At 43.8% G+C, this 18,801-nt stretch carries 14 protein-coding genes and 1 pseudogene; 10 read left to right on the plus strand and 5 right to left on the minus strand.

The window, feature by feature from the left end; genetic code table 11:
- The first annotated feature begins 10 nt into the window (after positions 1-10).
- From GVO60_RS12635 to GVO60_RS12645, 3 genes are all read left to right on the plus strand, one after another.
- Entirely contained in the window at positions 11-805 is a 795-nt protein-coding gene (locus GVO60_RS12635) for an outer membrane lipoprotein-sorting protein (protein WP_159654548.1), read from the plus strand.
- A gap of 7 nt (positions 806-812) precedes the next feature.
- On the plus strand, positions 813-1,994 hold the full coding sequence (locus tag GVO60_RS12640; RefSeq protein WP_159654550.1) for a hypothetical protein: 1,182 nt from the start codon (positions 813-815) through the stop codon (positions 1,992-1,994).
- 189 nt (positions 1,995-2,183) lie between these two features.
- A complete protein-coding gene (locus tag GVO60_RS12645; protein WP_159654552.1) occupies positions 2,184-3,317 on the plus strand; it encodes a GGDEF domain-containing protein in 1,134 nt (377 codons plus the stop codon).
- Here the strand turns inward: GVO60_RS12645 and GVO60_RS12650 are convergent.
- Positions 3,303-3,785 (minus strand): GNAT family N-acetyltransferase, encoded by a 483-nt coding sequence (locus GVO60_RS12650; RefSeq protein WP_159654555.1) that lies wholly within the window; start codon positions 3,783-3,785, stop codon positions 3,303-3,305. The genes GVO60_RS12645 and GVO60_RS12650 overlap by 15 nt on opposite strands.
- Before the next feature lie 253 nt (positions 3,786-4,038).
- On the opposite strand from GVO60_RS12650, the gene pheS reads away from it, so the two are divergent.
- Both pheS and pheT read left to right on the plus strand, forming a co-directional pair.
- Positions 4,039-5,022: a phenylalanine--tRNA ligase subunit alpha gene (gene pheS, locus GVO60_RS12655; protein WP_004413586.1), complete on the plus strand. Its 984-nt coding sequence runs from the start codon at positions 4,039-4,041 to the stop codon at positions 5,020-5,022.
- 18 nt (positions 5,023-5,040) lie between these two features.
- Entirely contained in the window at positions 5,041-7,446 is a 2,406-nt protein-coding gene (gene pheT / locus GVO60_RS12660) for a phenylalanine--tRNA ligase subunit beta (protein ID WP_159654557.1), read from the plus strand.
- Between the two features lie 224 nt (positions 7,447-7,670).
- On the opposite strand, the gene GVO60_RS12665 is transcribed toward pheT, so the two are convergent.
- Together GVO60_RS12665 and GVO60_RS12670 are read right to left on the minus strand one after the other, a co-directional pair.
- Positions 7,671-8,645, minus strand: coding sequence for a quinone oxidoreductase family protein (locus tag GVO60_RS12665; RefSeq protein WP_159654559.1), 975 nt, complete (start codon positions 8,643-8,645; stop codon positions 7,671-7,673).
- A gap of 50 nt (positions 8,646-8,695) precedes the next feature.
- Positions 8,696-9,109 carry a YybH family protein gene (locus GVO60_RS12670; RefSeq protein WP_159654561.1) on the minus strand — a complete coding sequence of 138 codons (414 nt, stop codon included), beginning with the start codon at positions 9,107-9,109 and terminating at the stop codon, positions 8,696-8,698.
- 161 nt (positions 9,110-9,270) lie between these two features.
- Here GVO60_RS12670 and GVO60_RS12675 point away from each other — a divergent pair, with 161 nt between their 5' ends.
- The 3 genes and pseudogenes from GVO60_RS12675 (at position 9,271) to GVO60_RS12685 (ending at position 14,213) form a co-directional block, all read left to right on the plus strand.
- Positions 9,271-9,597, plus strand: coding sequence for a winged helix-turn-helix transcriptional regulator (locus GVO60_RS12675; RefSeq protein WP_159654563.1), 327 nt, complete (start codon positions 9,271-9,273; stop codon positions 9,595-9,597).
- A gap of 377 nt (positions 9,598-9,974) precedes the next feature.
- Positions 9,975-10,058, plus strand: a pseudogene (locus GVO60_RS22680) (hypothetical protein); the annotation flags it as partial.
- 444 nt (positions 10,059-10,502) lie between these two features.
- Positions 10,503-14,213: an AAA family ATPase gene (locus tag GVO60_RS12685; protein ID WP_225874930.1), complete on the plus strand. Its 3,711-nt coding sequence runs from the start codon at positions 10,503-10,505 to the stop codon at positions 14,211-14,213.
- On the opposite strand, the gene GVO60_RS12690 is transcribed toward GVO60_RS12685, so the two are convergent.
- Together GVO60_RS12690 and GVO60_RS12695 are read right to left on the minus strand one after the other, a co-directional pair.
- Positions 14,188-14,646: a hypothetical protein gene (locus GVO60_RS12690; RefSeq protein ID WP_159654569.1), complete on the minus strand. Its 459-nt coding sequence runs from the start codon at positions 14,644-14,646 to the stop codon at positions 14,188-14,190. The two genes, GVO60_RS12685 and GVO60_RS12690, sit on opposite strands and share 26 nt — an antisense overlap.
- A 37-nt stretch (positions 14,647-14,683) precedes the next feature.
- Positions 14,684-16,024: an MATE family efflux transporter gene (locus GVO60_RS12695; RefSeq protein ID WP_159654571.1), complete on the minus strand. Its 1,341-nt coding sequence runs from the start codon at positions 16,022-16,024 to the stop codon at positions 14,684-14,686.
- A 104-nt stretch (positions 16,025-16,128) separates the two neighbouring features.
- Between GVO60_RS12695 and GVO60_RS12700 the strand changes: the two genes are divergently transcribed.
- Both GVO60_RS12700 and GVO60_RS12705 read left to right on the plus strand, forming a co-directional pair.
- Positions 16,129-17,082 (plus strand): LysR family transcriptional regulator, encoded by a 954-nt coding sequence (locus GVO60_RS12700; RefSeq protein WP_159654573.1) that lies wholly within the window; start codon positions 16,129-16,131, stop codon positions 17,080-17,082.
- Positions 17,083-17,287: 205 nt separating this feature from the next.
- Positions 17,288-18,760, plus strand: a complete 1,473-nt coding sequence (locus GVO60_RS12705; RefSeq protein WP_159654575.1) for a C69 family dipeptidase — start codon at positions 17,288-17,290, stop codon at positions 18,758-18,760.
- Positions 18,761-18,801 lie beyond the last annotated feature (41 nt).

Consider the following 18,801-nt stretch of genomic DNA (forward strand, 5'->3'; position numbering starts at 1 on the left):
GGACATATCTATGAACACAGTTACTAAGACAGCAGTTAAAACCATCGCACTTTCAGTTCTATTAGCTTTGAGTTCTCAGGCTTTTGCTACGCCAGAAAGAGGATTAGAAATAGCTAAGGAACGTAAGAGCCGTGACCAAGGCTGGAAAGATTCCGTCGCAACGATGGAAATGGTATTGAAAAACGCGCAAGGAGAAAGCAGTACTCGCGCCATGCGTTTGAAGTCGTTTGAGGTGGCAGATGATGGCGACAAAGGTTTGACTATTTTTGATCAACCTAGAGATGTGAAAGGGACAGCGTTTCTCAACCATTCTCACACGGTTGATGCTGATGATCAGTGGCTTTATTTGCCAGCGCTTAAGCGAGTAAAGCGCATTTCATCACGCAACAAGTCTGGCCCATTTATGGGTAGCGAATTTGCTTACGAGGATTTGAGTTCGTTTGAGCTAGAAAAATACACTTTTAACTATCTGAATGATGAAGATATTGGTGGGTTATCGGCGTATTTGCTTGAACAAGTCCCAACAGACAAAAACTCAGGTTACACCAAGCAGTTGGTTTGGCTTGACAAGGAACACTATCGACCAATTAAAGTCGAGTTTTATGATCGCAAAGGGGCATTGCTTAAAACACTGCAGTTTAATGATTATAAGCAGTACCTAAATCAATACTGGCGCGCTCACACCATGGCAATGGTTAATCACCAAACGGGTAAAAGTACTCTTCTTACAACCAGTGACTTAGCATTCCAAACGGGTTTAAAAGAGAAAGACTTTGAGAAGAATGTCTTAAAGCGGGTTAAGTAGGGGCGATATGAAAGCAATATTAATCAACGCTGGTCGTCTATCGGCCAGCACAATACTGACAGTTGTTGCGTTACAATGTAACGCGGTTGAGTTGTCTGGCCAAATAAACTTAGAGCACCGGCAGTTTTTCTCAAAAGGCTTGCAAGGACAAGATCGATCGCAAAGTTCGCTGGTGGTAGAGCCAGAAGTCTATTGGGAGTCAGGTGATAGCGCGAGTTTTACATTTGTACCGTTTTATCGAATCGATAGTATGGATAAAGAACGGACCCATGGAGACATACGAGAAGCTCTCTATTTAAACTACTGGGATGACTATGAGTTGCGAGCGGGTATTGGCAAAGTCTTTTGGGGTGTGACTGAGTCAGCACATCTTGTCGATGTTGTGAACCAAGTGGATGCAATTGAGTCATTGGACGGTGAAGATAAATTGGGACAGCCTATGCTTCACCTCACCGCTATCAAGGATTGGGGGACGCTCGCCGCTATGGTTCTCCCTTATTTTCGCGAGCGAACTTTTGCTGGTGAAGATGGGCGCTTAAGGCCTACCGTACCGGTGTCTTCGGATGCAATTTACGAGTCTAGCCGCGAAGAGAAGCATATTGATTTTGCCTTTCGCTACTCACAAATGATAGGAGATTGGGATCTTGGCTTAAGCTATTTTCAAGGGACAAATCGGGATCCTTATTACCAGCTTCATGGAACAGAATTGAAGCCATTCTATGCTCAATCTAAGCAAGTGGGCCTTGATGTACAGGGGATTGTAGGTGATTGGTTATGGAAGTGGGAAAGCATCTACCGTGATAGTCTTGATCATCATACTGGTATCGTCACTGGTTTCGAATACACCTTTGTGGGTCCATTTGAAACGTCTTGGGATATTGGTCTCATTGCCGAGTATTTGTATGATAGCCGCGGAAACAATGCGCAAACTATAGGACAAAATGATGTTTTCTTAGGTACTCGATTTGCATTCAATAACGCGGACAGTACTGAGGTGTTATTTGGTGTGACACAAGACCTCGACAACAGTGATGTTTATAACGCGAAATTAGAAGCTTCTAGTCGTATAACGAACCATCTTTCATGGAAAGTAAATGGCTGGTTATTCGAAAATGATACACCTGACGACTTATTATACTTTGGTCGTAGAGACGATTTTATTGAGGCTTCTCTAGAGTACTATTTCTAAATTGATCGAGATCACCAATTTAAATAGTGATCTCGATTCCAAACGTTTGGGAGCTGATCAAGCTCCCTTTTTTGTTTTTTTATTCGCATTCTATTGAGGAAGATATGTAAAATCCCACATGTTAAGAATGGATATTATAAAGCCTTTGTATATAAGAGGTCTTATAGTCGAACAAGAAGGCTAATGTAGATGAAGTCATTTCAATGGGATACATGCTACGAAACAGGAATTGGTGATGTGGATGAGCAGCATCAATATCTAGTTGAAATTATCAACCGATACGGTGAGTTGATAGCTGAAAACAATATATCGCTAGCGGATATTCGCATGGCGTTATTTGAGCTTTCGCGTTATGCCGAGTTCCACTTCAAGGAAGAAGAGAACCTGATGCGAGAAGCGGGTTTATATGAGAAACATGTTGAGGCGCATATCAAAGTCCATCGCGCATTTATGTCAGACATAGTGAGCATGCAGGCGTTTATAAGCGAAGAGAACATAAAGGCATCTGAACACCTACTAAACTTCCTGATTCATTGGCTGGCGTATCATATTTTGGGCATTGATCAAAATATGTCGCGTCAAATGAAACAGATTGAGTTAGGCGTTGATCCTAAGGTGGCTTATGAGCGAGAGGAAAAAAAACAGGACAGTTCAACTGAACCCTTACTAAAAGCACTGAATGGCCTTTTTGAACAGGTTTCAGAGAGAAATAAAGAGCTACTAGAACTTAATCAATGCTTAGAAGATAAGGTTGAGGAACGAACGAAACAGCTCTCTCAAGCGAATAAACAACTAGAGCAGCTATCGCTGACAGACTCCCTGACCAAATTACCCAATCGACGTAGCGCAATTCGCCAGTTGAAAGCTTATTGGGCTGAGTCTACTCAAAATGACGAGCCTTTAGTTTGTATCATGATTGATGTCGATTATTTTAAGCAAGTTAACGATACAGCGGGTCATGATGCGGGTGATAGACTTTTGGTCGAGATCGCGCAAACATTCTCGGATTCATTCCGTAGTGACGACTTTGTGTGCCGCCTTGGTGGGGACGAGTTTTTTGTGATTTGTCCGAACACCGACAAAGAGGGAGGTGTCCATGTCGCCGAGTTGACACGCCATATAGTCAATCAAATGCTTATTCCGGTCGGTGAAAGTGTATGGACAGGGAGCATCAGTGTTGGTGTTGCTGAGCGTACTCCCGACATGGATGACTACAACGATTTGATAAAAGCGGCAGATAATGCCGTATACATGGCTAAATCAAAGGGTCGAAATCAAGTGGCTAGCATTGAGCTCACTGAGAAAGAGTTAAAAGCGCTTTAACATCCAAACATCACAGGCACTATGCTCTGTACCGTTAAGGGGCTGGTTCAGATGTTCAAAGCCTAATTTTTCGTAGAGTTGAATCGCGGATGTCATTGAGGTGAGTGTGTCTAAGTAGCACTCACCGAATCCTTTTTTCTTAGCGAATGATAAGCACTGTTTGGCCATTCTTTTGCCGAGCCCCAAGCCACGACTTTCTGAAAGCAAGAATAGCTTTTTAAGTTCGCAGACTTTAGCTGAATCATTAAAAGGTGCGATGCCACAGCCTCCTACAATTTTACCATTTAGCGTCGCCACTAGATAAAGGCTCTGCTTGTCATCAGTGTAGTAATGACTCATGGCTAGCACTTCAGGATCTGATGGCCCGAACCCTTCTCCAATAGCCCCAAATTCTGCACCAACAGCTTTGATAATCTGGCAAATTGCTTCATTTTGCTCTGGTTTGATTGGATCGATTTGAACAGACACTTTAGGCTCCTTACGCCGTTTTCCAATTAAATATCTGGGTCTAAAATTCACTTTTATCAAGTGTTAAGCTGAATTTTTACCCAAAGGCGGTAAATAGCGTGATTTCAATTTGGATTTGACCTTGTCATTCGTTACTATGTACAGCTATTTATAGACCCAAGATCCCTGTCGGGTAATCGCAGTTTGCGCTTAACCCAGAATGGACACTACCACTTATGCCTATTGCATGTAGGTGTAGGTAGATGAGGAAACGATGCAACATCTAGAAGAGATCATTGCTAACGCGAACGCCGCTATTGAAGCAGCAGATTCGTTAGTTGCACTTGATGAAGTGCGTGTTCAGTATCTAGGTAAGAAAGGTGAGCTAACGGCTCAACTTCAAAGCCTAGGTAAACTACCACCAGAAGAGCGCCGTGAAGCTGGTCAAGAGATCAACAAAGCGAAAGGCGTTGTTCAACAAGCGATCGCAGCTCGTAAAGATGCACTACAACGTGCAGAGCTTGAAGCGAAGCTAGCAGCAGAAACAATCGACGTGACTCTACCAGGTCGTCGTATCGAGAACGGTGGTCTACACCCTGTTACTCGTACTGTTGAGCGTATTGAACAGTTCTTTGGTGAGCTAGGCTTTAACACTGAGTCTGGTCCTGAGATTGAAGATGCATTCCACAACTTTGATGCACTAAATATCGCAGAAGATCACCCAGCGCGTACTGACCACGACACGTTCTTCTTCAACCCAGATCTCATGCTACGTACTCACACGTCTGGCGTTCAGATCCGTACGATGGAAAATGGCAAACCACCATTCCGCTTCATCGCACCGGGCCGTGTTTACCGTAACGACTACGACCAAACGCACACGCCAATGTTCCACCAAGTGGAAGGCATGCTAGTAGACGAGAACGTAAACTTCGCACAGCTTAAAGGCATCCTGCACGACTTCCTATGTAACTTCTTTGAAGAAGAAGTTGAAGTTCGTTTCCGTCCTTCTTACTTCCCATTCACAGAGCCTTCAGCTGAAGTAGACGTGAAAGGTAAGAACGGCAAATGGCTTGAAGTTCTAGGTTGTGGCATGGTTCACCCGAACGTACTGCGCAGCGTAGGCATCGACCCTGAGAAGTACTCTGGTTTTGCATTTGGTATGGGCGTTGAGCGTCTAACTATGCTTCGTTACGGCGTAAACGATCTTCGTGCGTTCTTCGAGAACGACCTTCGTTTCCTAAAACAGTTCAAGTAATCCAGGGGATACATCACTATGAAATTTAGCGAATCTTGGCTTCGTGAGTGGGTAAACCCTGCGGTATCGACTGACGAACTTACACACCAAATCACAATGGCGGGTCTAGAAGTAGACGACGTACTACCTGTTGCTGGTTCTTTCACTGGCGTTAAAGTAGGTAAAGTGGTTGAGTGTGGTCAACACCCAGACGCTGACAAACTACGTGTAACTAAAGTAGATGTTGGCGCTGAAGAACTTCTAGACATCGTTTGTGGCGCATCTAACTGCCGCCTAGGTATCAAAGTTGCTGTAGCGACTGTTGGTGCTGTTCTACCAGGCGATTTCAAAATCAAAAAAGCAAAACTACGTGGTCAACCATCACACGGCATGCTGTGTTCATTCTCTGAGCTAGGTATTGACGTTGAATCTGATGGCATCATGGAACTAGCAGAAGACGCAGCAATCGGTACTGATTTCCGCGAATTCCTAGGTCTTGATGACGTAACAGTAGACGTAGACCTAACGGCTAACCGCGCTGACTGTTTCAGCATCCGTGGTATGGCGCGTGAAGTTGGCGTTCTAAACCGTGCTGACGTGACTGAGCCTGCGGTAAACCCAGTAGCACCAGCGATTGACGACACAGTTTCTATCGAAGTGAAAGCGTCAGCAGCATGTCCACGTTACCTTGGCCGTGTGGTTAAGAACGTAAACGTTCAAGCTGAAACACCACTTTGGATGCAAGAGAAACTGCGCCGTTGTGGTATCCGCTCTATCGATCCAGTAGTAGACATCACTAACTTTGTTCTTCTAGAGCAAGGCCAGCCAATGCATGCATTCGATCTAGCGAAGATTGAAGGTGGCATCGTAGTTCGTATGGCAGAGCAGGGCGAAAAGCTTACTCTTCTAGACGGCAACGAAGCTGAGCTAAACGCTGATACTCTAGTAGTAGCAGACCACAACAAAGCACTTGCTATCGCAGGTATCTTTGGTGGTGAAGAGTCTGGTGTAACGACTGAGACTAAAGACGTACTACTTGAGTGTGCATTCTTCGCACCAGACCACATCCGTGGCCGCGCTCGTAGCTACGGTCTACACACTGATTCTTCGATGCGTTTTGAGCGTGGTGTGGATTTTGCACTACAAACAAGCGCAATGGAGCGTGCAACAGAGCTTCTAGTTGAGATCTGTGGCGGTGAAGTAGCACCTGTTGTTGCGGTAGAGTCAGAAGCTGACCTACCAAAAGCAAACACAGTAGCTCTACGTCGCGCTAAGCTAGACAGCCTACTAGGTCACCACATTGCAGACAGCGATGTTGTTGAAATCCTAGAGCGTCTTGGCCTAACGGTAGAGACAACAGACGCAGGTTGGACAGCGACAGCACCGACATGGCGTTTTGATATCGCAATCGAGCAAGACCTAATTGAAGAAGTAGGTCGTATCTACGGTTACGATAACATCCCTAACCAAAACCCAGCGGCAGCACTTAAGATGCACGACCACGTTGAAGCGAACATTCCGCTAAAACGCGTTCGTAACCTACTTGTTGACCGTGGTTACCAAGAAGCAATCACTTACAGCTTCGTTGAGCCAGAGCAGCAAAAGCTTGTTGTTCCAGGTGCTGAGCCGCTAATCCTGCCATTCCCAATCTCTGCGGATATGTCAGCTATGCGTCTAGGCCTAATCCAAGGTCTACTAAACACTGTGGTTCACAACCAGAAACGTCAACAGCCACGTGTTCGTCTATTCGAATACGGTCTACGTTTCATCCCTTGTGAGTCTGCTGAAAACGGTATGCGCCAAGAGCCTATGCTTGCAGGTGTTATCGCAGGTACTCGCAGCGAAGAGCACTGGGACATCGAAACCAACACAGTTGATTTCTTTGACCTTAAAGGCGATCTAGAAGCGGTTCTTGAGCTAACAGCTAACGAAGCAGCTTACTCTTTCGCAGCGCTTTCTGCTGAAGACAAAGCAGCGAACCCAGCGCTTCACCCAGGTCAATCTGCAGCTATCATCGTTGATGGCAAGCAAGTTGGTGTGATTGGTACGGTTCACCCAGAGCTAGAGCGTAAGTTTGGTTTAAACGGCCGTACTATCGTATTCGAAGTGGAATGGTCTGCAATCAACACTAAAGTGATCCCTGAAGCAGTGCAGCTTTCTAAGTTCCCATCAAACCGTCGTGACATCGCGGTCGTTGTTGACGAAGCAGTCGCTTCTGGCGACATCGTTGCAGCATGTCTAGAGCAAGGTGGTGAGTTCCTGAAAGACGCGAAACTGTTCGACGTTTACGTTGGTAAAGGCGTTGAAGAAGGTAAGAAGAGCCTAGCAATCGCGCTAACACTACAATCTGTAGAGCGTACGCTTGAAGATGCAGACATCGCTGGCGCGGTTGACGCTATCGTTGCTCACGTATCTGAGAAGTTTGGTGCGTCACTGCGTGACTAATCACTTCTGGTTAGTAGAAAATCAAAGGCCTCGCATTGCGAGGCCTTTTTGTTTGGGGCGATTCAGGAGTCGGGTGTTAACTCATTATTCGACATTTCTGAGTTACGTTCCACAGCCGACTCCAACTTTTTTGATTACTTCTCGTATTGCTATCATGTGGCCAGCCTATGTAGCTAACCAAATTACCTTAGCGACTAAAATCATGCATAGTTCAGTACAGTTTCTTAAAGTTGAAGAGTTAACTTTCCTACCGTATTACCACTTTCTAAATCTTGATGAGCATTTACGCCTTCTTCGAGTGAATAGATCTTGTGAGCTGGCATTTTAATCTTACGCTCTAAAAGCAAGCTCTCGATTGATTTTATCGCCGAGACATTGCCTTGTTTACAGTGGGTTCCTCCATTAAATAATTCAAGCTTAATCGACTTCATAAAGGCATTTTGTAGTGCTGTTTCTATATTGGGGGCTTGATTACTTTCAGCGAAGCCATACCAAATTAAATGTCCATTACTTGCAAGAAGGTCGATATCTCTTGCAATAGAATTACCACCAGTAGCATTGAAAATAGCGTCTATTCCATCTGGATATTCGCTTCTTATAATATTTTGGACACTTTCCTGTTTATAATTTAAAACACGATCTGCTCCCAATGAATGTACATATTCTTTCTTTTTATCAGAGCCGACTAAAGCAATAACTTCATGGTTTTGAGCTTTAAGAAGTTGAACTAGAACGCTTCCCACGCTTCCTGCTCCAGCATGAACGAGAACTTTTTGCGCAGAGCTGCTCAAACGTTGGGTCAAGAGAATTGCAGTTCTTGCCGACATACTGATACTACTTGCTACTAGAGGTGAAAGTGATACAGGGACAGCTAGTTCCCACTCTAATGAGCTGGTAGTGTCGACAACAACGTACTCAGCGTAGGATTGACTGGCTGAAAATGCGACAAGTTGTCCTTCCTTATAACCACTGACTTTAGCCCCCATCTCTTCAATAATGCCTGATCCTTCCATCCCTAAAGTAAAAGGAGGGGTGGGTACGCCTGGGAAGGCACCTTTACGAAGGTACGTATCTGCTAAGTTAATGCCACTATAAGCGACTTTAATTAGTAGTTGGCTTTCGCTTATTTGCGGTTTTTCAACTTGGTTTACGGTTAGCACTTCTGGGCTGCCAAATTCAGTTACTTGTAGAGCTCTCATTTTTTAGTACTCCTAAATAATTTTTAGCATGTTGACGGGGTAGCTAATGTTTAGAAGCCATTGGGGTTATCGATGATATAAAGCCAACCGCCATCAGAATATTTCATTACTTCTAGAGCCATTCCTGTTTGTACATTCGGGATTTCCCAGTCGGAACGAATAAGTGCAGTGTCGCCATTGATATGAATAGACACGCCATGTGTGACCAATTTCACGTCACCTTGCATATAGCCTTTCAAGGTTTGTACGATAGCGTCTTTGCCTCTAGCAAGGTTACCTTCAGCATCTAAGACGAATACTGCATCTTCATGGAATAATGTCGCGAGCCCAGTTGTATCTTTATTTGAAAAATACTTTGCAAATAATTGGTGTAATTCGCTAGGTGTTTGCGGTTTTGTGTAATCTGTCGAGCCATAAGATAAAAAAGAAAAAGCGCTTAAAGCAATCAACCATACAGCTTTCATAATGTTTCCTTCATTTAGTGTTCTGTAAAGATAGTGTGATAGTATTAGAGTTGATTACTAAATAAAATTAGGTACCTAAAAGTAACTAGGTACCTACAGGTAACTTAATAAGGTGCGCCAATTTTAGAAAATGCAATATGAACATATAAAAGGAGTAGACTATGAGCCAGCAAGGTAAACACCCCGAGGGCTATTGTAGTGCGGATCGATACTTAATGTTGATCTCTACGAAGTGGACTGCGCATATTGTTTGGTTAGTCGGTCAGCATAAAGAAATGCGGTTTGGGCAAATACAGAAGCAGTTAGCCTTGGTGTCTAGCAAAGTCCTCAGTGAGCGTTTAAAGCTGTTAACAGGAGAAGGTTTTGTTTGGAGAAGACAAGAACAGACGGTTCCTGTGACAGTTTATTACGGGTTGACGCCAAAAGGAAAAGAACTTGCAGAAATTATCGATATTATTGTAAACAAATCTGACGACTGGGATAGGTGATCGCACTAGATAACGCAGGACAATGATTATAACAAGTAAGTCAAATGAGGCTTAGATTAAATGTGTGTTGCTTGGTCTAAACAAACAATGGGGTAGAAATGAGCTAGTTAAGCCACCACCATTGAAAAGTTATTCATTCAAATCACCATTGACCCGTCTACAACTTCACACTTTATAGTGGCTATATTGATTGAGAGGGGCGCATTCTGTGTTCTCTCTAAAGTAAGTAGAGAGGCACTATAAAATGTTTAATTCTAAACAACACACTTGGTACTCATGGCGCTTGGTAGCATGAGTGCCATGGCTCATTTTACTCAGTTCACCGCTACGTTATACAACCGACTAAGCCTAAGTTGTCTGACAGTTTAGTGAGCGGGGGGTTATTAAATACTGTGGTTCACAATCAGAAACGTCAACAGCCACCTGTCCGTCTATTCGAATACGGCCTACGTTTCATTCCATGTGAGGTTGCACCGTTATCTGAGAAGTTCGGTGCGTCACTGTGTGATTAATCACTTCTAACTAGAAAGTAAAAACCCTGCTCAATCGGCAGGTTTTTTTATGCCAAAATATGCGAATTCAGCGTCATGCAATCTGGGTGAAGGGGCGTAAACCTTTTTCTCATTTTAGTTTAAGTATTGTGACTATGAGCAAAAATCGCACTCCTTTCAAAAAATTGTATTATTCAAGTAACTTATTAATAAATAAGGTTATTAATATTCGGTGTTTATGAGTTCTTCTTTTTGACATTCAGGCGATTGATTAGTTATCGCTTTGAAAAATATTGCTTTTTTTAGAATCAATAATGCAAACTAACTAATTTTTTATTATGACTCGCAAATTGGCGAATGTAATATTTTAGAACTAGCTTATATGTGTTGGTTAGTAAACTAATGGATATAGGTATGAAACTAAACAAAATTTCGCTGGCTCTTGGGCTGGCCAGTGCTGTTGCTCTTGCTGGTTGTGGTGGTGGCAGCTCTTCTTCCGACTCAGACTCTTCTGGTAGTAGTACTTACAGCGTAACTGCTATTGATGGCTACCTTAAAGGGGCATTGGTTTGGCTCGATCTCGATGGTGACTTTGTTCAAGATGACAATGAACCTTCTGCAACTTCCGGCGCTGGTGGCGTTGCTAATCTAGATGTATCAAATGTCGATACCCCTGAGAACTATTCAGTGGTTGTTAAAGCAATACCTGGTCAAACAGAAGATGAAGACAATGGTCCTGTCACTACGGCCTATGTCATGTCGGCGCCTGCGGGTGAAACCGATGTCACTCCTCTTTCTACACTTGTTCATGTCATCCTTGAACAAACCACTGATGACGATGCTACCGATGAAGAAATCGAAGCGGCGAAAGAAGCTGCGGTTGCAGAAGTTGCTGCCGATTTAGGCATTGATGAAGAAGACGTTCTGGGTGATTTCATAGAGGAAGGGCTCGATGATGCAGCTTTTGCGGCAGAAACCATCGTTGAGCAAAATGTATTGCCTGATGACGAAGAAGATCTTGGTGATGCAGCCGAAGGTACAGACGACACATTGCTAGAGTCTGCTGACAGTCTTTCAACGGCGATCAAAGAAGTTAACGACAGTAACCCTGAAGATTATGATGCCATCGATGTTGATACGGATACCGATGGCGATGGTGTTCCAGATCTACTCGACGCGTTTCCTAATGATGAAAACGAACAGTATGACTTAGATAATGACGGAACCGGTGATAACTCTGATGATGATATCGATGGCGATACTGTACTAAATGGCAGTGACGCGTTCCCTACTGATGCAACGGAAAGTGCTGATGCGGACAATGATAACATTGGTGATAACGCAGACCTAGATGATGACAATGATGGTGTTAATGACACCGAAGATGATTATCCGAACGACGACACTCGTGCTGGTGACTCAGATGGTGATGGCACCGATGATCTCTATGATGAATTCCCAGATGATCCTGAGCGTGTAGGCGATTCAGATGGTGATGGCGTAGATAGTGCAACTGATGAATACCCTGGAGATCCGACTCGTGCCGGTGATAGTGATGGTGATGGCGTCGATGATTTAGATGATGAATTCCCTGATGACAACACTCAAGCGGGAGATTCAGATGGTGATGGCGTTGATGGTTTGCAAGATGCCTTCCCAGCTGATCCTAATGAATCTTTAGATACTGATAGTGATGGTATCGGTAACAATGCTGATGACGATGATGATGGTGATGGTGTTCTCGATGAATTTGACTCGGCTCCACTAGATAATGAAACCGCGGAAAGTGACAACGCAAGAGCTGCGAGTTTCTTCTCTAAGATCAGTTACGCATACATTTTCGATGGTGATATTGAAGATGGAATTATCGACATTGAAACCTTAGAAGTTGCCAACGGTATGGCAAACCTAACCGGTGGTGTTACCGTTAACAGCTTTGGCGAATTCAGTTTTGATTTCGATGAAGACGATAATATTGTCTTAACCGCCAATGGTTGGGAAGAAATGGATGGCCTATATACCATTGACTTCTCTGATGGTGACGAAATTATTGCTTACGCGACGAATTATCAAGAGACAGTTAGCTATACAGTGGCAGCTGTTTATGATGATTTAGCCGGTGACAATGTATCAGCCTATGCTGCAGAAGACGAAATCTGGGATGAATTTACTGATACGGCTAAGGTCTTTAGCGAAGGTGCCGAAGAGGTAGAAGCAACAATAACTCCAGAAGAGGATATTTATAACCTCTGGGAAGGTAGTGATGCTTGGGTATTCCGCGGTGATGATGGAGCCTCTGACGGTGAAGCAACATCTTTGGATGATCTCATTGCAGAAACTTCCGTTGGTGAGTCAGCAAGTACTGGTGACTTTGTCGGGGTTTACTTGTCTGGTGATGGTGGAGATATGGCGGCGGCTGTCGAGTTGCTTGATGATTTCACCGCAAACTATTACACCATGGACTGGATAAACCGAGATGAAATCACCAATGATACCTACGCAACTAAAGTAGCAAGCGGAACTTGGTCTGATGGTGGCGTGACTGCTGTCGACTTAATCGAGCTTACTGTTCCTCAAGCCGCACTGACTGAATGGGGCGAATTGTGGGATGAAGAAAGCACCACAATGATTTTCTCTGTTTATGACGGTGTTGTTCTGAAGGGTAGTGTTGAAAAAGCTGGCGTTGCATTGGAAGACGACGAAATTCTCTTTGTTAGTGAAACGGTTAAAGAAGAGATCATCAGCGTACTCGATTTACCATTAGGTGAGTGTTACGCCAATAACGTCGAGTCGGGAGCAACGGACAGTGATTTCTTATTGGCCATCGCTGGTTGTGGCGGTTTGGAAAGTGCAATTACCTCCGAGATGTTGGTAGGTAACACTTTTGAGCGCTATAGAGATGACGAAAGCTCTCGCCAATACACTTTTGCTGAAGAGGGGGCTGTATACGTTGGTAAAAACGGCAAGTACTCATTTGATGCATCATGGGCAATTGAAGGAGACTACCTCGTTATCACATTTGAAGATGGTGGTATTTGGAAATGGGCTCTCGTTGGTAAAGAAACGGAATCTGCCTCTACTGCAGGTACTGTATCGACCTTTGCTGCAGTTGAAGAAGTGGATGCTGTTTGGTCAGTCAAACACTTTGAAACCTATACCAATGATGCTGGTGTCTTAGTTAACGCGATTTGGTCTGAAACATTTGAGTTGATTGATAAGGCTATTTGTCCATTTACAGAGATGGATGCAGATGCGACTCAAGATGACTTTAATACTGCCATTTCTGACTATGAAGCGTGTACAGGGACAACACTAACTGCATCGTCGTTTGATGTTGAAGGTAAAACCTTACTACGTACAAATAGTCGCGGTGAAATGAGAGCCAAAGTCTACAATGGCGATGGTTCAGGAATGTCATATCGCAACGGTGTTTACACTGGAGATTTTGCGTGGTCAATTGTAGATGGTAAGAAAGTTCAAACCACGGATCCAAATAATGCCAGCATGGTTTATGAACAATATGTCATTCTTCAACGTGACGATGGTGAATACCAAATGGTGGTGTTTGAGCTAGAAGATGGTGCGATTTGGTCTGATAGCTATGTAGACAGTTCAATGGAGAATGTACAAGAATGTCAGACTGGCAATACTGAGTGGGATGATGTCAATGATGTGCCACTAACCACTGCCTCGTTTGCTGAGTACTTAGATGCGATTGACGAATGTAAGTCAGATTTAGCAGAAGAAGTATGGTTTAGTAATGAGTTCTTTGATAAGAGTGACCGCCAGATAGTCATTTCTCAGATCGGATTAGAAGCAGACGAAGAGTATACGTTTAATAGCGATGGCTCTGGTTTCTACACTGATTTAGGTGAAGAGCCTGCAGAAAACTACGACTTTACTTGGTCTATTGATGACACCAATAACATACTCGTGGTGACCATCACGGCTGGTGAACTGACGTTTATTGACTATCTCGCCATCGTTGGAACCGACGGTACTAAAGTATCGCTAAAAGCGTTGTCTAAAGGTAATGATACAGGATGGCCTGGTGTAGGCGAAAACGACGAAGGTGATATGTGGGGCGATGTCTACACACTCACTCAGGAGTTTCCTGAACAATAATTCCTTGCAACTTAAATCGTAAGTAAGGATCTTTTTCCTCACTTTGATACCAAGAAGCTGGCATTGCACTCTGCAAGCCAGCTTTTTTTAATGCCTGTTTTTGTACTTTACTGATGGTTTTATAGTGAAGTAAACAATCAAGCACTCGTTTGAGTGTCGTCGGTGTTAACTCACCATCGCGTACATAGCGTTTAATTTCACCCACAACTACTTCGAGTGGAACAACAGGCTCTAAATCAGATTGGCTAAGTGATTCAACTTGCAAAGAACGAGGTGACGATGCGCGAGCCTTTTCCCAATCAGGGTTACCTTTACTAGATAGATAGCCTTCTCGATAACAGAAATAACTGAATAGAAAACGTTCAATTTGATGCCAACGCTCTGCTTTGGCTTCCAAATAGATGTGTTCAAATTCTAGGTCTAGATCTGTCATTAGCGCGTCTCTTAACGTTGAAGCGAGATAATAGCGGCTAACTCGCAGCGACGGCAAGAGGATCTATCGTGCGATGCTTTTGAATCGCAAATATTAGTTGGATCAAGAGTAAGACGCCAGTCACACCAAGGCCAACACCAATGCCTCCCCAAATTCCTGCCAATTCAAATTCAGGCATAAGCAGCCAAGCAGCGGGTAAACCAAACATCCAATAACCAATCGCAGTCATGAGGGTTGGGCCAACGACTATTTTCATACCACGGAGTAGGTTGATCGCTAGCAATTGCCATGCATCGACAATGAAAGAGAGAGCAACCACCCATAGGACTAATGTCAGCAACTGAGTGAGTTCAGCATCAAGATTGAACATACCAGCAATCAGTTCTGGCCAAAGCATAAACCCGCCAGCGAGTACAATACTCAATAGGGTTGTAATGCCAAAACTACGCAGTGCAGTACGTTTGATTCCATCGTAATTTTCGGCGCCATAATCTTGGCCAACTAATATGGCTGCCGCTTGTGAGAAACCAAAGTTAATGTTCCAAGTGAAGCTTAAGCACTGCAGCAATATTTGATGCAAGGCTAATGCAGCGATACTAATGGTGCCGGCCATTAAGGTCCCACCGTAGATCAAGCCGTGCTCAAGTAGTGCTGCCAAAGCGATAGGAAAGCCCATAGCAAGCAAAGGTGTGAGTAAGGATAGCGAGTACTCGTCTCTATTTAACCACGGAGCAAAAGGTGCATACTGAGGGCGTTTAAATACCCACATGCCATAACCTAACATGACAATGAAGGCAGCAAGCGCAGTACCTGCTCCCAATCCAGCAAGGCCAAAATCGAAAGTAAATGCCAGCACATAGCTAATTGGTACGTTTAAAGTGACGGTCAACAATGACATCACCATAATAGAGCGTACATTGCCAAAAGCACTGGTTAGCCCACGAAGTAGTAACAACAATAAAGATGGCAGCATCGCCCATTTTAACGTGTCAACATACTGCATTGCAGGCGCTGCCAATTCGCTAGGTTGATTCGCCAACGCAAGCAGTTGAGGTACAAAAGCAAAGCTAACACTCAGTACAATGGTAAGAATCACCGACAGCAAAACCGCGCCTTTAACCGCTAAGCGGATTTGCTGGTTGCCATATTCAGGGCGAGCAATACGCTGTCCATACGCAATGGCGATCAAGTTGGCTACGCATCCCACCGTGCTACCAGCAATGATGAATACGAAAGAGTACACCGACGCCCCCAATCCTCCTGCTGCAATCGCAGATACGCTGAGTCGCGACATCATCCATACATCGGTAAGTACCAATGCCATAGAGATCATCTGCGAAATAATCAGTGGTATAGCGAGAGAGAGAATTTTGTTCATTAGGAGCCTCGTGATCTTTATCACATTAAAGTACGAGTTATCGGGCTGGCATTCAAATGACATTTATGCCAATCTCACATGAGTTCAGATCATGGGAAGACCTAATGACGCCATATTCGAATTTGCCGTACTCGCACAACAGCTTCAAAGTGTTTGAATCCGTAGCACGCTTGATGAGTTTCACTAAAGCGGCGGATGAGCTAAACGTTACTCAGAGTGCGGTCAGTCGTCAGATCAAACAGCTCGAAACGGAGTTAGGCGCGTCTCTTCTTATTCGCAAACATCGCGCGATAGAACTCACGCATCAAGGAAAAGATCTGTATGAAGTTTTAAGGCAAAACTATCATAACCTGGACTCATTAATTGCTCAGTGGAAAGCGCCAACTAAGAAACGAATCGTGATAAAAAGTGCACTGAGTTACGCGACTCGAGTTTTACTGCCTAACGTTGCGATGCTGAATGAAAAATACCCTGAGCATGAGATCGTGATTATTCCTTCCATTGAGGAAGACCCAATACTGGAACATGAAGATTGCGACTTATTAATTCTGAATACTCGCAAGAGTGAAAGGTATAAGGACAAAGCGGGTGTGACCTTCTTGAGGGCGGAATATATGGCGCCTGTTTACGCTGAGTTACTGTCTAAAAACCATATTCAACTTGAAGATCTACTTACGCTTCCTCATCTACATGCCACATTGGATCATCAAGATTGGAAATTGTGGCTTTCGAACGCAGAGTTGAAGGGGAAAAAACAGGGCAGAGACACCGTGTTTTTTAGTCTTGATTTGGCGTTGAGTGCTTGTTTATCCGGGCAGGGAGTAACGGTCACCGACCTGCTATTAGTATTACCTGAGCTCAAGCGTCAATTCTTAAAATGTCCAGATAGCATTACATTGCAACACAGTGACTGGCAGTATTATTGTTATCAAAAAAACCGAACTCCAATTGCCAACGAAATCTTGCAGTGGTTAGTTGATCAAACTCAGCTAGAGCTGTCGCAACTCAACCAGTTATGCGAAAACTTTTCTTGGGATACTTCAGGTGTTGAGCTTTAACCTCTAGCCGAATTATGCAAAAACTGCATATTTTTCAAATAATTATTCTCAATTATTATTCTGGGTTATGTGATCGATTGGTCAAAAATAACTCACAGACCTCGTTAGACTCCCCTCAACAGCTTTATAAATAATAATAACTGCAAACACATAGTCGAAAGAGCTGAATTCACCCCACATAGATTCCAATACGGAGATAGAAGAGATGAAAACATGGTCTGTGACATTATTGACGAGTGCGATAGCAGTAGCATTGAGTGGTAATGCGATTGCATGTACTGGTTTGATTGTTGGCAAAGGGGCTTCGTCTGATGGCAGTATTATGATTGCTCGAAACGAAGACTTTGGCATCAATAACTGGAACAAATACTTAGAATATCGACCAGCACAAAATAACGAAGCAGGAGAGTGGACGTTGGGCAACGGTCTTGTTGTTCCTATGCCTAAACACTTCTTCGCTTATTCATCAATTCCGGATTGGGATGCGATTACTGTTGATAGTGACGGTAAGTTCTATGAAGAGCGTGGCATCAATGAGCATAACGTCGCGATCTCTGCGACAACGAGTGCAGAGGTAAATGACAAAGCTGAGAAAGCGGATCCGTTAGTTAAAAATGGAGTGATAGAAGCGATCATTCCGACTTTGATTTTGCCGCAAGTTCAAAGTGCAAAACAAGGTGTTGAACTACTCGGAGAATATATTGAAACTTACGGAGCCGGAGAAGGAAATAGCCTCTATATTGCTGACGTGAACGAGGCGTGGCTGTTTGAAATTGGTTCTGGCCATCATTGGATCGCCGTTAAAGTACCAGATGATAGCTATGCCATGATTGCCAACGGTTTACGCGTTCATGGTGTTGATCTTAATAGCCCGGAAGTTTTGCACTCTAAAGGTATGGTTGAATTTGTTCAGCAACATAAGCTGTTAGATAAAGTTGATAAGACGTCATTAAACTTTGCTAAAGCGTTCGGTGTGATAGGCGATGAATACAATATTGATCGCGAGTGGCTAGGGCAGAAAATGTTGACGCCATCTAAACATCAACAAAGTCGACGCGCTCAATATCCGCTCTTTATGAAGCCAGACGACAAAATATCAGTTGAAGATGTCGCTGAAGTATTGAGTGCTACCTTTGATGGTACCGCGCTTGCGGGCAAAGGTAAGCGACCAATCCGGGTTGAGCGTCAATTGGAATCACATATTATTCAGCTACGCGAAGAGATGCCAAAAGAGTTGCAAGGCGTGATCTGGCAAAGCTTTGGCGTGTTGCCAGAATCTGTTTTGGTGCCTTTGTATTCGACTCTACAAGATTACCCGAAAGCCTATCAAGTGGGTGATGATACCTACAGTGATGATTCGGCTTATTGGCAATTTAGAAGCTTGACGGCACTCGCTTCAGCAAACCCAGAGAAGTATCTACCACTACTGAAAGAAACCTGGGATAAAGAAGAGACTCGACTCTACAAACAAGTGAGTCATCTGGATCAAACTCTGAGTGAAATGTATAAAGTGGATAAACAAGCCGCTCTGGATATGGCTTCCGATTACTCTTATGGGCAGCTTAAGCGCACGTTAAGCATGGCGACAGAAATACGCTATAAGATGATGACTGATTTAACGAAGAGTACAGAGAAGAAGTATTCTGAAGAAGAGTTTAAGAAGATCATGAGCTTGTAACGAAAAAGATAAAACGGAGCGTAACGCTCCGTTTTTTGATC

The sequence above is a fragment of the Vibrio atypicus genome, assembly GCF_009811315.1.
Taxonomy (GTDB): domain Bacteria; phylum Pseudomonadota; class Gammaproteobacteria; order Enterobacterales; family Vibrionaceae; genus Vibrio; species Vibrio atypicus.

Bases quoted from the DNA above. Each gene is read 5' to 3' on its own strand.
- GVO60_RS12635 (WP_159654548.1), top strand. From the start codon at position 11: ATGAACACAGTTACTAAGACAGCAGTTAAAACCATCGCACTTTCAGTT.
- GVO60_RS12640 (WP_159654550.1), top strand. From the start codon at position 813: ATGAAAGCAATATTAATCAACGCTGGTCGTCTATCGGCCAGCACAATA.
- GVO60_RS12645 (WP_159654552.1), top strand. From the start codon at position 2,184: ATGAAGTCATTTCAATGGGATACATGCTACGAAACAGGAATTGGTGAT.
- pheS (WP_004413586.1), top strand. From the start codon at position 4,039: ATGCAACATCTAGAAGAGATCATTGCTAACGCGAACGCCGCTATTGAA.
- pheT (WP_159654557.1), top strand. From the start codon at position 5,041: ATGAAATTTAGCGAATCTTGGCTTCGTGAGTGGGTAAACCCTGCGGTA.
- GVO60_RS12665 (WP_159654559.1), bottom strand. From the start codon at position 8,645: ATGAGAGCTCTACAAGTAACTGAATTTGGCAGCCCAGAAGTGCTAACC.
- GVO60_RS12670 (WP_159654561.1), bottom strand. From the start codon at position 9,109: ATGAAAGCTGTATGGTTGATTGCTTTAAGCGCTTTTTCTTTTTTATCT.
- GVO60_RS12675 (WP_159654563.1), top strand. From the start codon at position 9,271: ATGAGCCAGCAAGGTAAACACCCCGAGGGCTATTGTAGTGCGGATCGA.
- GVO60_RS12685 (WP_225874930.1), top strand. From the start codon at position 10,503: ATGAAACTAAACAAAATTTCGCTGGCTCTTGGGCTGGCCAGTGCTGTT.
- GVO60_RS12690 (WP_159654569.1), bottom strand. From the start codon at position 14,646: ATGACAGATCTAGACCTAGAATTTGAACACATCTATTTGGAAGCCAAA.
- GVO60_RS12695 (WP_159654571.1), bottom strand. From the start codon at position 16,024: ATGAACAAAATTCTCTCTCTCGCTATACCACTGATTATTTCGCAGATG.
- GVO60_RS12700 (WP_159654573.1), top strand. From the start codon at position 16,129: ATGACGCCATATTCGAATTTGCCGTACTCGCACAACAGCTTCAAAGTG.
- GVO60_RS12705 (WP_159654575.1), top strand. From the start codon at position 17,288: ATGAAAACATGGTCTGTGACATTATTGACGAGTGCGATAGCAGTAGCA.